Raw genomic sequence first — 13,953 nt, forward strand, 5'->3', positions numbered from 1 at the left:
CCGCCTTCATTCTGCAGAGACACATCGGATGTTCGCTCCTGCCAATCAACCGCGTTTCACGTTGACGATCGACGGCGTCCAGAATGAGCTCAAGGTACTTGAGTTCACGGGCACGGAAGCCATCAGCCAGCCTTACCGTTTTGACCTGGAACTGGTCAGCGAACGGCCGGACATCGAACTCGAAAGCCTCCTGCATCGTCAGGCATTTCTGAGTTTTGATGCACAAGGTTCCGGCATTCATGGTCAGATCTTTCGGGTCGGTCAAAGCGATTCCGGACAACGCCTGACGGGTTACCAAATCAGTCTCGTACCGCAACTGGCGTACCTCGGCCAGCGCATCAATCAGCGGATTTTCCAGCACAAAAGCGTGCCGACAATCGTCGCGCAAATCCTCAAGGACCACGGCATTCAGCGCGATGCCTTCGAGTTCCGGCTCGGCAGCGACTATCCCGAGCGCGAGTACTGCGTGCAGTACGCCGAAAGCGATCTGGCATTCATCCAGCGGCTGTGTGCCGAGATCGGGATTCACTACCACTTTCAGCACAGCCTCGACGGGCACCTGCTGGTATTGGGTGATGACCAGACGGTTTTCCCTCGCCTGCCCGAGCCGACGCTCTACCTGCCGGGTAGCGGAATGGCCGCGGCTGCGCCGGCCATCAAGCGTTTCAACGTGCGGCTGGAAACCCGGACAACAGCGGTAACCCGTCGCGATTACGACTTCCGCAAACCGCGCCTGCAACTTGAAAGCCGCCTCGACAGCGAACAGCGACCGGTGCTGGAGGACTATCACTTTCCTGGCCAATTCACTGATCGCGAACACGGCAAACATCTGGCTCAACGAGCACTCGAACGCCACAACGCCGACTTCCGTCAGGCCGAAGGTCGTGGCGACGAATCTGCGTTGGTCTGCGGGCACTTCCTACAGCTCGCCGAGCACCCGCGTAAGGCGTGGAATGACCTGTGGTTGATCACAGAAATCGAGCACCGAGGTCGCCAGCCGCAAGTGCTGGAAGAGTCGGTCACCAGCGACAGCCCGGATGATTTCCAGGGCTATCGCAATACCTTTCTGGCAATACCGTGGGAAGTTTCGTTTCGTCCGCCGCTCGGGCCGGAAAAGCCACGCATGCTCGGCTATCAACCTGCCGTGGTCACCGGCCCGACGGACAGCGAAATCCATTGCGACGAGTTCGGTCGGGTCAAAGTTCAGCTCGCCTGGGACCGTGACGGTCAGCTCAATGAGCATTCCAGTTGCTGGCTGCGCGTGGCCACCGGCTGGGCGCACGACCGTTACGGCAGCGTGCTGATCCCGCGAGTCGGCATGGAAGTACTGGTCGGGTTTATCGACGCCGATGCGGATAAACCCCTGGTGATGGGTTGCCTGCCAAACGCGGCGACACCGGTGCCGCTCGACCTGCCCGCCGACAAGACCCGCAGCATTTTCCGCAGCCAAAGTAGTCCCGGTGGCGGCGGTTACAACGAATTGCGCATCGAGGATCGCAAAGGCGCCGAGGAAATTTACCTGCGCGCCCAGCGAAACTGGACTCAGCACGTGTTGAACGATCAACAGGTGCAGGTTGATAACCAGCGCAGCATCGTCGTCGCCGGCACCGCCCGCCATGAGTTGAAGGCCGACGAGCAACGCATCACTCACGGTCAACGCCAGACCGAAGTGAAGCTGGACGATCACTTGGTGGTGATCGGCGACCGGCACATCCGCGTGACCAGTCAGGCGCTGAATGCCAGTCAGCAATTCCATGTCAGTGCCGGTCAACAAGTGGTGATCGACGGCGGCGTCAGTGCGACGATTCAGGCAGGTGGGCAGTGGATCAACATTGGGCCGGGCGGGATCTTCAGCAGCGTGCCGATTCAGGTCGGTGGTGCGTTGATGCCGGCCATGGCGGCTGCGCCGTCCTTGCCGGATACGCCGTTGAACCTCGTCGCCGCTCCGGCGGCACTGCTGAGTGCTGCACAGATTCTGAGCCTGAAAAGCGACGCGCCGTTCTGTGAGGAATGCGAGCGTTGCAAGGAGGGTGTCTGTGCAGCCTGATCGCTTGTCACCCCACGACTGGCTCAATCGCCAACCGCTGAAACCATCGGAACAATTGTTCGCGATTTTCAGCAATGCAAGCACCGCTGAACCTTTCAAAGCCTGGCAGCGTTCGAGCACCGCTCAAGCACCCAGTCCGATTTGGGCCGACACCGCTTACGCCGAGTGGGAACCGGTGATGCCCTATGTCGGAATCGTCGCTGCTGGCAGTGAGTTTCTGGAGTGGGTCGCCAACACCGAGTCTCGCGATTGGGGGTGGCTGGCGGTTTCTTCTGCCCCTCAGGAGGTGTTGGTCGAGCATCTTCGCAGCCTCACTCAAGTCCTTTTGCCCAACGGCAACGCGGTGTTTTTCCGCTTTTGGGATGGGCGTTATTTGCTGTCGATCCTTCAGTCTGACGAAGTTGACACCAAGCAGTTAATGCCTGTGATCGACCGCTGTTTGATCAATGGCCAGCCGCTCGACATCGGTGGCAGCGCGTTGAAAACCTCAAGGGTTTTTCCGTGGTGGGAGGTTTCTGAGTCGCTGCTTAAACACCTTGCTGCGCAGTCCGCAACAACCCGTATCAACAACTTGCTGAAGTGGCTGAGCGAGGAGCGCCCTGATCTTTATGAAACGTTTTCGTTAAGCGTATTGCGGCACAAGGTCGCGATCTTTCTGGAAACGCCGGACCTGCCTCAAGCGCCCAAAACAGCCTTGGTGGACTACCTGATAGCGGAGCTGAACTGATGGATCAGGTCGAGCGTATCGAGCAGGAGCTCGACGGTTTCAAAGACACCCTAAGTTTGTATCGCCAACAACTCGGCGGCGTCCTGAGCAGCAATGCGGACAAGCTCAGCCGAGCTACGGACATGCCATCGTTGGTGGGCATGGAACGGCGGATCAAACTGGGCAATACCAGCAAGTCTGTAAGCAGTGGTGATGACGACTTTTTCTCAAGTGTTGCGCAGTGTCCGGCCAGTGGGATTCTGGAGATCGAGAGCAAGTTCGAGTCGGTCTATGACATACCGTTGGGGAATATTCAGGTCGATGTTATCGCCAATGAGGGTGGTGAAAAAACATCGGTCACGCTCGATGAACATGGCAAAGGAAAGTTCAAGGGCACGCCCGGCAAGTTCTATCGCGTGCATGTCCAGAGTGAAGTCACCCCAGATCAAATCAATGATCTTTTTTCCTCTTACGAAGGCCTGACGAAGGAGCTGGAAGGCTGGCTGCGCAAAGAGTGGCAAGGTTTCAAACCGCAGTGGTCGCAGCAGTCGGCGTCAGCTTCGTTGGTGGCGGTGGGCAATGGAATGCTCGCGGGAAGTTGGGCGGCGGTCGAGGCGGTTTGGGATGGCATCGGTGAACTCACCGACATCCTGAAAGACCCCAACGCTTTTGCCGAGAAGCTAGGTGAAAGCGCTGGCGAACTTGCCAAGCTTGCAGAAAGCGCTCCGGACCTGATGGAAAAAGCCATGTTGCTGGCCAGCGACGAGGCGGCACTGTGTTTGCTGATGCGCACCGCGACGCTGTGGCTCGAAGCATTGCCACCTTCGCAGCTGGCCGGGTCCTCGGCTGAAGCCATTTCCAAGGTTGTGGTTGGCTTGGTCATCGACTTGTTGATTGGCCTGGTGCTGAGCGTGGTCGGGGTTGGTATTGCCTGGCTCACGGTGCGCTTGATGAAGTACAGCGCACAGATTTATGAGGCCGCGATGGGCTTCGTGAAGTCGATGGTCACGATCATCAACAACTTCATGGAGTACGTCGATCGCTACAAAACAGTCGCTGCACGCGGCGTCGCGGCCGGCCTGAAACAAGGTCGGATGCAGTTGCGCTGGAATGGCCGCAAGAACACCACGCTGAAAAAAGACGAACACCACGACGACGTCCCGGAACAAGCGAAAAACCCTAATGGCGACAGTGCCGACTCCGCCGATAAAACCGCCACCAACAAATGCCCGGTGTCGATGGTCACCGGCGAAGAACTGCTGACCCTGACCGACGGCTCGCTGGACGGCATCCTGCCGTTCGACTTCACCCGGCTCTATCGCACCAGCGCCGCCGAAATCGATTGCGGCCTCGGCTTCGGCTGGAGTCACAGCCTCGCGCATCGGCTGGAAATCGATGGCGAAAACGTCATCTGGATCGATCACGAAAACCGTCGTACGACTTTTCCGCTACCCAACAGCGAACGCCCGGCGATCCACAACAGCCTCTCGCGCGCAGCGATTTACCTGGGCGATCAACCCGAAGAACTGATCCTCGCCCAGGCGGGTGACGACACGCGGTTCTATCACTTCCGCAACGGTCGACTGACAAGCATCAGCGACGGCTACAACAATCGACTGCGCATCACTCGCGACCGTCAGGACCGGATCAAACGCCTGGACAACGGCGTCGGTCGCGCCTTGCTGTTGCGCTATGACCGCCGCCATTTGGTCGCCGTCGACTACCAGGTTTTTGTTCCGGCCCAGACCCTGGACGAAGCTTGGCACACCGAGCAAACACTGGTCAGTTACCGCTACGACGAACGCAGTCAGCTGATCGAAGCGACCAACGCCGCCAACGAAAGCGAGCGCTACGACTACGACGATCAACACGTCATTCTCCAGCGGCAACTGGCCGGTGGGGCGAGTTTCTTCTGGGAGTGGGAAAGGTCCGGCAAGGCGGCCCGATGCATCCGCCATTGGGCGTCGTTTTCGCAGATGGACGCGCGGTATGCCTGGGATGACGAGGGCAGCGTCATCGTCCACAACATCGACGGTAGCGAAGAGATTTACGTCCACGACGATCGGGCGCGGCTGGTGCGCAAGGTCGAGCTGGATGGCGGCGAACACCTCAAGGCCTACGACGACCAAGGTCGGTTGATTGCCGAGCAGGACCCGCTCGGCGCCATCACGGAATACCGCTATGACGAAGTCGGACGGCTGGTTGCGCTGATTCCGTCGGAAGACGAACCGACGGCCTACGAGTATCGCAACGGTTTCCTGCACGCGCGCTATCGCGGTAAAGCCGTCTGGAAATATCAGCGCAATGCTCAGGGCGATATCACCGAAGCGACCGATCCCGACGGCCATGTCAGCCACTATCACTACGACGACAAAGGTCAGATGCTGTCGATCCGTTACCCGGACAACAGCCGGCATGTGTTCGTCTGGAACGCCTTAGGGCAGCTGCTCGAAGAGACCTTGCCGGACGGTGGTCAGCGGCGGTTTTCCTACGATGGATTGGGCCGGCAGATTACCCGTCAGGACGAACACGGCGCCGTCACCCAGTACCAATGGGATGCCGTCGGCCGACTGATTCAGACGACGCTTCCTACCGGTGCCAGCCGTGCGTTCAGTTACAACGCCTACGGCAAGATCACCGCCGAACGTGATGAGCTGGGCCGCGTCACCCGTTACGAATACGTCGACGACCTGCACCTGGTCAGCCGCCGTATCAATGCCGACGGCACCCAGCTGAAGTACCGCTACGACAACGCCCAGCTGTTGCTCACGGAAATCGAAAACGAATCCGGTGAAAAATATCAGCTGGACTACACGGCCAACGGCCTGATCCGACAGGAAAGCGGATTCGACGGCCAACGCACGGCGTACACCTACGACCTCAACGGCCACCTGTTGGAGAAAACCGAGTTCGGTAATGACGGCTCTCGGTTGGTAACGGCGTATGAGCGGGACTCGACGGGAAGGTTGTTGGTCAAAACCCTGCCCGACGGCATCGAGGTTCAATACCGCTACGACAGCCTCGGTCGCCTGATCAGCGTCGACGACGGCCATGACCATCCGCTGGAATTCGAGTACGACCAACAGGATCGCCTGATCACCGAACACCAGGGCTGGGGCACGCTGCGCTACGGCTACGACGCCTGCGGCCAGCTCAATCGCCTGCGCCTGCCGGACGGCTGCAAGCTCGATTATCACCACGCCAAGGGCGGCGCGCTGACCGCCATCGACCTCAACGGCGCGCGGCTCACCACCCACCAATTTGCCTTCGGTCGCGAACAACAACGCCAGCAAGGCCAGCTCACCAGCCACTATCACTACGACGAACAAGGCCGGTTGCAGGCCCACGCGATCAATCAACAAACCCGACCGCTGTACATGCGCCATTACGGCTACGCGGTCAACGGCAACCTGGCGACCATCGCCGACAGCCGCCACGGCCAGCGCAGCTATTGCTACGACCCGCTCAACCGCCTGACCCGCGTGCGCCACACCCGCGACGACCCACCGGAAACCTTCGCCCACGACCCGGCCGGCAACCTGCTGATGCAGGACCGTCCCGGCGCCGCGACCGTCAAAGGCAACCGCCTGCTCCTGCAAGGCGACCGCCATTACGACTACGACGCCTTCGGCAACCTCATCCGCGAACGCCGCGGCACCGCGCAAAAACTCGTCACCGAATACCGCTACGACTGCCAACACCGCTTGATCGGCGTCACCACTCCCGATGGCCGCAGCGCCAGCTACCGCTACGACGCCTTCGGCCGCCGCATCGCCAAAATCGTCGACGGCCACACCACCGAGTTCTTCTGGCAAGGCGATAACCTCGTCGCCGAAAGCAGCCGCGAGCACTACCGCAGCTACGTCTACGAACCGGGCAGCTTCCGCCCACTGGCCATGCTCGACGGCAAAGGTCCGCAAAAGGCTTGCCCGTTCTACTACCAACTCGATCACCTTGGGACGCCGCAGGAACTGACGGACTACAGCGGCGAAATCGTCTGGTCAGCGAAGTACAACGCCTACGGCAGGGTCACGCATCTGGCGTTTGGTGGGGGTGAGCAGCTCGATCAGCCTTTGCGTTTCCAAGGACAGTACTTCGACGCCGAGAGCGGCCTGCACTACAACCGGCATCGGTACTATGATCCGCAGGTCGGTCGGTACCTGACGCCGGACCCGATCAAGTTGGCGGGCGGGCTGAACCAGTACCAGTACACGCCGAATCCGACGGGGTGGGTTGATCCGTTGGGGTTGAGCGGGAATTGCCCGCCGCCGAATAAACCAGGGTGTGGGGCGCCGGATGATACGACTGGCGCTAAGGTTGATGAAGGTGAGCCGCCGCTGCCGAAGCTGACGGGTGAGCAGCGGCGGGCGCGGATTGATGAGTTGGCTGAAGCGAATGCTAAGCGGCGGGTTATTGAGTTTGAGAAAAAGTACGGCATGCACACCGTGGCAAAACATAATCCGGAAATACCTGACAAAGCGCTAAAACAAAGATCTATTGATGGCAGTCATCCAACAAAAAAAGGAAAAAAGGAACCGATAAGGCCTAGTTCTCAGTTCAAAAGCTGGTTGCTGCAATTTAATGCCATAAATGATGCTGTATCTAGAATGAATAGAACGAATCCCTTGCCAACAGGGTATACACCAGATGGAGATCCCGTCATTAGGAAGGAAATGCCTGGAGGAGGTAGGGGATACAAGCCTAACAAGAAGGATAGAGCTAATCCAAGATATATAGAGAGTCTTGATTATTCAGAGGTTAGATTTGATCAGATAAGTCTGAAGCCTTACACGGGCTTTCCAGATTAGGAGAAATGCGATGTTGATGTGGCCGAAATTCAATACTCCGTTTGAACCAACACTTTTTTATTGGTTGGGCGGAATATCTATATTTGATCGCGAAGAAACGTTAGGTGCTGCCTTGTGGGTTTACGATCCGAATGAGCAGCATGATAGAGAGAAGGTTATAAAAAACTTCGTGTTGAGGAGATTCGATCATTTGACTTATCGGCATCGGTTTTTGCTATTCAAAATCTTAGAAGATTCGTTGTCGCAATCAGGTTTTGATTTTTCTACTCAGTTCGAAAGTGATTATGATAAAAACACCTGTGTTGCCTGGGACGAAACTCAAATAAATGATGCGCGTGGCTTCTTCGAGGATATATACAGATTGGCAAGCGAAGAGTGGAGGGAGGATCTTCACAGAGCCAGTCTCGAAGATCAGTCCGCGTGGTGAGCCTTTTATGTCGGTAAGGTCGGGGATAAGGAATGTTGCGGTGTCCTTTTGTGGATGAAGAGTTTGATGCGGGACTGATGTGGTTCATTGGTCGATTTAATGTATATGATCGTGAAGAAACACTCGGTGTAGAGCTTGAGGTTTACGACCCTAATAATAAGTTTGATAGAGCGGAGCTGATTAAAAAGTACGCATTGGATCTCGGATGTCTTTCTTATAGGCATAAGCTTGTGTTGGTGGAATCTCTGGCGGAAAAACTGCGTGATCGAAATTATGATTTCCAAAGTTTATTCGAAATAGATGAGGGCGAAGCATCAAGCTGGCCTCGTGGAGAGTGGTACGAATTGGAGAGCCCTCGGAAATTTCTTCAGCATGTCTACACGTTGGCGCAAGAGGTTTGGAAACGCGATCTGCTCAAAGCGAGCATGGAGGATCGATCCGCTTGGTGAAGAAACCAATCGTTGATCGCTGGCAGCGAAATTTCCGGGCAAGTTCGTCGGAACTTTCCTTCAGGTTGTAGCGGTTTCCATGAACTGGTGCGGAGTGAGATCCATGGATAGTCTTTGGCTGTCACTGCAAATGCAGTGGCAGGGTGTAGGAACCCTTACTCCAACGTGCATCAGTACTGTCGATTGATTGCGGCACTTAAATCGTGTCCGTAACATCGTTCGCGGCGGCTGTGTGCGGGACACGTTTCGACGTGGCTGAGTTGGAGTGTCTCAGTTTCCTACTCCCGTGCACGGCTGCCACCCAAGCCCGTAGGAAAGGCCGTTGGTAGCTTTAAATTAGTACTCCATGGACTTTCAAAAATGACGACGCTAACCCCCGACCCACCCTACGAAAAACCAACCCCCCATCCCCAAAGCCGCTTCATGGCACTCACCAGCAATTGCGACGACATGCCTACCCTGTTCGTCGACACCCAAGCGCCGCTGGATGTTTTGTATGACGCTGCCAGCTACCGAATTCGCGCCGTCACCCAAGTGATGGAGAACTTGTCCATGCGCGGTTCGATCGAGTGTCAGTCCTTCATTCTTAGTGATTTTGCTTTGCTCTGTGCCATTCCGTTGCGGGATGGGTGTGATGTGCTGGATGTGTTAGGGCGACGATTGAAGGCTCGGCCTTAGGAGTAACGCCGGACGCTTTCCCTGATGCGATTCAGTCAAACAACTTTGGCTGAGCCGCACGAGTTGTAGCCGCTGGCGAAGCCTGCGTCCGGCTGCGCAGCAGTCGTAAAATCAGCACTCGCGATTTTTCAGACACACCGTGCAAGCAGGGTTTACGACTGCTGCGCAGCCGGACGCAGGCTTCGCCAGCTGCTACAGGTTGTGTGGCAGCTTGCCCGCTCAGCTGTGAGGTCCTGACGTTCGCCGCCGTACAAGGTAAACTTCCCGCCCTTCGCAGGAGCAGCCATGAATTATCGTCACGCCTTCCATGCCGGCAATCACGCCGATGTGTTCAAACACCTGACTTTGACCCGCCTCATCGCTTTGATGTCGCGCAAGGAGCAGCCGTTTGCCTATCTCGACACTCACGCCGGTATTGGTCTGTATGACCTGCAGGGTGATCAGGCGAGCCGTACCGGTGAGTACCTGGAAGGTATTGCGCGTTTGTGGGATCAGCCGGATATGCCGGCGTTGACCGCGGATTACATGAAGGTGCTGCACGACATGAACCCGGATGGCCAGTTGCGCTATTACCCGGGTTCCCCGGAGCTGGCGCGGCGTCTGACGCGGCCGCAGGATCGGGTGATGCTCAATGAGAAACACCCGCAAGACGGTGTGTTGCTCAAAGATAATATGGCGGGCGACCGTCGGGTGAAGGTGCATCTGGGTGAAGGCTGGCATGTCCCGCGTGCGATGTTGCCGGTGCAGGAGAAGCGGGCGGTGATGTTGATTGATCCGCCGTTCGAGCAGCTGGATGAGATGCAGCGCTGTGCGGCGTCGTTGAAAGAGGCGATTGGCCGGATGCGGCAAACCGTGGTGGCGATCTGGTATCCGGTGAAGGACCAGCGCATGTTGCGTCGTTTTTATCAGGATCTGGCAGGTAGCGGCGCGCCGAAGTTGTTGCGGGTGGAGTTGCTGGTGCATCCGCTGGATACGCCGAACAGTTTGAACGGGTCCGGGATGGCGATTGCGAATCCGCCGTGGGGGCTGGAAGAGGAATTGCGTGAGTTGCTGCCGTGGTTGTCCAAGAAGTTGGGACAGACACAGGGTGGGTGGCAGATGGATTGGTTGATCGCCGAATAAGGCGAACCGACAAGCAAGATCAAAAGATCGCAGCCTTCGGCAGCTCCTACATTGGGATGACGTACATCCTGTAGGAGCTGCCGAAGGCTGCGATCTTTTGCTTTTTTGGATTTAGATCGGGCAAGTCACGCCAGTACCGCCAATCCCGCAATACCCTTCAGGATTCTTGGCCAGGTACTGCTGGTGATACGCCTCGGCGAAGTAGACCGTCGGCGCTTCTTCGATTTCGGTGGTGATGGTGCCTTTGCCAGCTTTGGTCAGTTCGGCCTGGAACACCTGTTCGCTGTGCTTGGCGGCGGTCAGTTGCGTCGGGTTGGTCGCGTAGATCACCGAGCGGTACTGCGTGCCGATGTCATTGCCCTGACGCATGCCCTGAGTTGGGTTGTGCAGCTCCCAGAACATCTTCAGCAGCGCTTCATAGCTGACTTTTGCCGGCTCGTAGACCACCAGAACCACTTCGCTGTGGCCCGTCAGGCCAGAGCAGACTTCTTCATACGTCGGGTTCGGCGTAAAACCACCGGCGTAACCCACCACCGTACTGACCACACCTTCGCGCTGCCAGAACTTGCGTTCCGCGCCCCAAAAGCATCCGAGGCCGAAGATCGCGAAATCCACGTCGGTGACGAACGGGCCCAGCAGCGGGGCGTCGTGGACGAAGTGTTTTTCCGGCAGGTTCATTGGGGTTTCGCGGCCAGGCAGAGCTTGTTCTTTAGTCGGGAGCACGTTTTTGTTCACCAGAATTTCCGAGCGCAAGACCATGATCAGTCCTCTCAGTCAGGATGGGATGTAAAAAGTCAGACACGCAGTTTGCCCGAGTGTTTCGCCGCTGTCAGGCGATCGGGCCACGCGGATAGCGCTTGAGCTTTTCGATCAGCTCTACGCCAGGGATCGGTCGGTCGAACAGGTAGCCCTGGCCAACGTCGCAGCGGTGACGGCGCAGGAAAGCCAACTGCTCGGCAGTCTCGATGCCTTCAGCCACGACCTTGAGTTTCAGGTTGTGGGCCATGGCGATCACCGCAGAGGTGATTTCCATGTCGTCCTGGTTGTCCGGGATCTCGTGGATGAAGCTTCGATCAATCTTAATGATGTCGATCGGGAATTTTTTCAAGTAACTGAGCGACGAGTAACCGGTGCCGAAGTCATCCATGGCCAGGGTCAGGCCCAGACGCTTGAGTTGATCGAGCTGCAAGTGGGTGTCTTCGGTGGCTTCCAGCAGCAGGCCTTCGGTGAGTTCGAGTTCCAGCAGGTTTGCCGGCAGCGCTTCCTCTTTGAGGATATTGGCGATGGACGACACCAGGTCCGGATCGGAGAACTGCTTGGGCGAGAGGTTGATTGCTACCTGAAGATTGCCCAGGCCAGCGGCCGTCAGGTCTTTGCTCATGCGACAGGCCTGGCGGGCGATCCATTTACCGATGGGAATGATCAGCCCGGTTTCTTCGGCGACGCTGATGAACTGGTCCGGGCGGATCATGCCTTTTTCCGGGTGGTTCCAGCGCAGCAAGGCTTCCATCCCCAACAGGCGACCGCTGCGCAGGCACAGCTTGGGCTGATAGAAAACGTCCAGCTCGTTCTGGGTCAGGGCGCGGCGCAGGTTGTTCTCGACGAACAGTTTGTAACTGGCCTCGGCATTCAGCGCTTCGGTGAACACCTGAACCTGGTGTTTACCGTTGGCCTTGGCCTTGTGCAGCGCCAGGCCGGCGTTGCGCATCAGGGTTTGCGGGTCGCGGCCATGCAACGGCGCGCAGGCCAGGCCCACTGAGCCGGTGACGCTGATCAGCTGATTGTCGACGAACATCGGTTTGTCGAGGGTCATCAGCAATTCGCTGGCCATCTGTTGGCCCGCACGCAGGTCGGTGTTGTCCAGCAGCACGGCGAATTCGTTACTGGCGAACCGTGCCAGGCTGCCACTCGGGCTCAGGCTGTTGCGCAGGCGTCGGGCCAGGCTGATCAACAGTTTGTCGCCGGTCTGGTGACCGAGGCTGTCGTTGATTCGCTTGAAGTTGTCGATGTCGACCAGCAGCAGGCTGATCGGGGTATCACTGTCTCGGGCGAAGCGTTCATCGAGGTTGCGGATAAACGACGGACGGTTGCCGAGGTTGGTCAGGTTATCGGTGTAAGCCAGGCGCTCGATGCGCTGCTGAGCGAGCTTGGTGTGGGTGATGTCTTCGTAGATGCCGATGTAATGGGTCAGTTCACGGTTGTCGCCGTAGACCTTGGAAATCGACAACTGACCCCAGTAGGGTTCGAGGTTTTTGCGGCGACTTTTGAACTCGCCTTGCCAGCTGTTGCTCTTGGCCAGCGCCGACGGCGCGTCGAACAGCAGTTCGCTGAGGTTTTCCAGTGCCGGCAGTTCCGACAGCCGCTGGCCGTGGACTTCTTCGGTGCTGTACTGGGTGATCGCCGTGAAGCTCGGGTTGACGTATTCCACCACGCCATCGCAATTGACCAGCAAAAAGGCGTTGGCGCTTTGCTCTACCGCACGCTGGAACAGGTGCAGGGCGCTGGTGGCAGTGCGGCGGTTGTGGTTGTTGATGACCTGAGCGAACTGATCCGCCAGTTCGCCGGCGAAAGCAATTTCGTCCGATTGCCAGGCGCGGGTCGTACCGGTCTGCTCCAGGCAGAGTACGCCGACCACTTGGCCGTCGACGCGGATGCTGGCGTCGAGCATCGCATTCACATCGCGCGGGCGCAGGTGTTCGGCCATTTCCTGTGTGCGCGGGTCGCGCATGGCGTTATGGGCGTCGATGGCGCGGCCGGTGTGCAAGGCTTCCAGGTAATCAGGGAAGTGACTGACGTCGATCGACTCCGGCAGTTGGTATTCCTGGCTGGCGCGGTGATAGGCCGAAATCGGCACGAGCAGTGAACCTTCGAGGTTCCACAGGCTGGCGCAGTCGATTTGGTAAATGTCACAGGCACTGCGAGTGATCAGCTCGGCGGCTTCTTGCAGGGAGTTGTTGCTGCGGTAGCGCTGGCGGGTCAGCAGCAGGATCAAGTCTTGCTGGGCGCGCACCCGGTCCAGGTGCAGGAGCTGTTCCTGCTGGGCGCGTTGATTGAGTTCCAGGGCGATTTGCAGGCGAGAGTTCTGGGTTTCCAGGTCCAGCGCCGGCAGCAGTTGCTCGCCCTCGAGCAGGCCGTCGACCACCAGCAGGTAGCCGCGCAGCAGGTGTCGATTGTGTTGTTTGTAGGCTTCGCCCAATTCCAGCAGGTTCAAGGAGCCTGCGGCGGTGTGCAAGGTGTAGCGGATCTGGTAATTCGGACTTTCGGTGAGCTGCTGCTGGACCGCGTCATGCAGCTGATAGCGCGCTTCAGGTTCCATCAGGCTGGCGTAAGGTGAGTCGACCAGAGCACAGAGGTCCACCGCCGGCAGGCCGAACTGTCGTTCGCAATTGGGATCGAGAAACAGCAGTGCCCAGCTTGGTTCATTCAGCCGTTCGAAACGCAGCATGCCGAGCCGCGAGGGCACAGGCAACTGCGTCACTACCTCGGCCACCATACGGCTGGCGGCATCGGGTTGGCTTTTCATTGAGGGGAACTCGCTTGGAATGTGCTGATCGCGCCGGGCTCTCGCCCTCATTACTGTTGTCTGCGGCAAGGTTGCATCATTGCGACACTGACTGACAAGAGACATGGAGGCCAAGTGCTATAAGAATATGTCGGCCGGGACAAAGATTTCTCCAGCGCTGGGCCGAAAGTAATGTTTTTGACCGAAAAGATCG

Annotated in this window: 9 protein-coding genes; 7 read left to right on the plus strand and 2 right to left on the minus strand. The window is 57.9% G+C overall.

Annotation, left to right across the window (positions count from 1 at the left end):
• Positions 1-28: 28 nt before the first annotated feature.
• The 7 genes from ACYZTX_RS03620 (at position 29) to ACYZTX_RS03650 (ending at position 10,237) form a co-directional block, all read left to right on the plus strand.
• A complete protein-coding gene (locus tag ACYZTX_RS03620) occupies positions 29-2,047 on the plus strand; it encodes a type VI secretion system Vgr family protein (protein ID WP_462032980.1) in 2,019 nt (672 codons plus the stop codon).
• On the plus strand, positions 2,037-2,774 hold the full coding sequence (locus ACYZTX_RS03625) for a DUF4123 domain-containing protein (RefSeq protein WP_462032981.1): 738 nt from the start codon (positions 2,037-2,039) through the stop codon (positions 2,772-2,774). Before ACYZTX_RS03620 ends, ACYZTX_RS03625 begins: the two co-directional genes overlap by 11 nt.
• On the plus strand, positions 2,774-7,561 hold the full coding sequence (locus ACYZTX_RS03630) for an RHS repeat-associated core domain-containing protein (RefSeq protein ID WP_462032982.1): 4,788 nt from the start codon (positions 2,774-2,776) through the stop codon (positions 7,559-7,561). The genes ACYZTX_RS03625 and ACYZTX_RS03630 overlap by 1 nt, the downstream gene beginning before the upstream one ends.
• A 10-nt stretch (positions 7,562-7,571) precedes the next feature.
• A complete protein-coding gene (locus ACYZTX_RS03635; RefSeq protein ID WP_462032983.1) occupies positions 7,572-7,988 on the plus strand; it encodes a hypothetical protein in 417 nt (138 codons plus the stop codon).
• Between the two features lie 50 nt (positions 7,989-8,038).
• Entirely contained in the window at positions 8,039-8,437 is a 399-nt protein-coding gene (locus ACYZTX_RS03640) for a hypothetical protein (RefSeq protein WP_462032984.1), read from the plus strand.
• Positions 8,438-8,797: 360 nt separating this feature from the next.
• A complete protein-coding gene (locus ACYZTX_RS03645) occupies positions 8,798-9,115 on the plus strand; it encodes a hypothetical protein (RefSeq protein ID WP_462032985.1) in 318 nt (105 codons plus the stop codon).
• Between the two features lie 285 nt (positions 9,116-9,400).
• Entirely contained in the window at positions 9,401-10,237 is an 837-nt protein-coding gene (locus ACYZTX_RS03650; protein ID WP_462032986.1) for a 23S rRNA (adenine(2030)-N(6))-methyltransferase RlmJ, read from the plus strand.
• 111 nt (positions 10,238-10,348) lie between these two features.
• Here the strand turns inward: ACYZTX_RS03650 and msrA are convergent, their stop codons facing one another.
• Together msrA and ACYZTX_RS03660 are read right to left on the minus strand one after the other, a co-directional pair.
• Positions 10,349-10,996, minus strand: coding sequence for a peptide-methionine (S)-S-oxide reductase MsrA (msrA, locus tag ACYZTX_RS03655; protein ID WP_462032987.1), 648 nt, complete (start codon positions 10,994-10,996; stop codon positions 10,349-10,351).
• A 70-nt stretch (positions 10,997-11,066) separates the two neighbouring features.
• Entirely contained in the window at positions 11,067-13,760 is a 2,694-nt protein-coding gene (locus ACYZTX_RS03660) for a sensor domain-containing phosphodiesterase (RefSeq protein ID WP_462032988.1), read from the minus strand.
• Between the last annotated feature and the right edge of the window lie 193 nt (positions 13,761-13,953).

This window comes from Pseudomonas sp. MDT1-17 (genome assembly GCF_054898105.1).

Bases quoted from the DNA above. Each gene is read 5' to 3' on its own strand.
- ACYZTX_RS03620 (WP_462032980.1), top strand. From the start codon at position 29: ATGTTCGCTCCTGCCAATCAACCGCGTTTCACGTTGACGATCGACGGC.
- ACYZTX_RS03630 (WP_462032982.1), top strand. From the start codon at position 2,774: ATGGATCAGGTCGAGCGTATCGAGCAGGAGCTCGACGGTTTCAAAGAC.
- ACYZTX_RS03635 (WP_462032983.1), top strand. From the start codon at position 7,572: ATGTTGATGTGGCCGAAATTCAATACTCCGTTTGAACCAACACTTTTT.
- ACYZTX_RS03645 (WP_462032985.1), top strand. From the start codon at position 8,798: ATGACGACGCTAACCCCCGACCCACCCTACGAAAAACCAACCCCCCAT.
- ACYZTX_RS03650 (WP_462032986.1), top strand. From the start codon at position 9,401: ATGAATTATCGTCACGCCTTCCATGCCGGCAATCACGCCGATGTGTTC.
- msrA (WP_462032987.1), bottom strand. From the start codon at position 10,996: ATGGTCTTGCGCTCGGAAATTCTGGTGAACAAAAACGTGCTCCCGACT.
- ACYZTX_RS03660 (WP_462032988.1), bottom strand. From the start codon at position 13,760: ATGAAAAGCCAACCCGATGCCGCCAGCCGTATGGTGGCCGAGGTAGTG.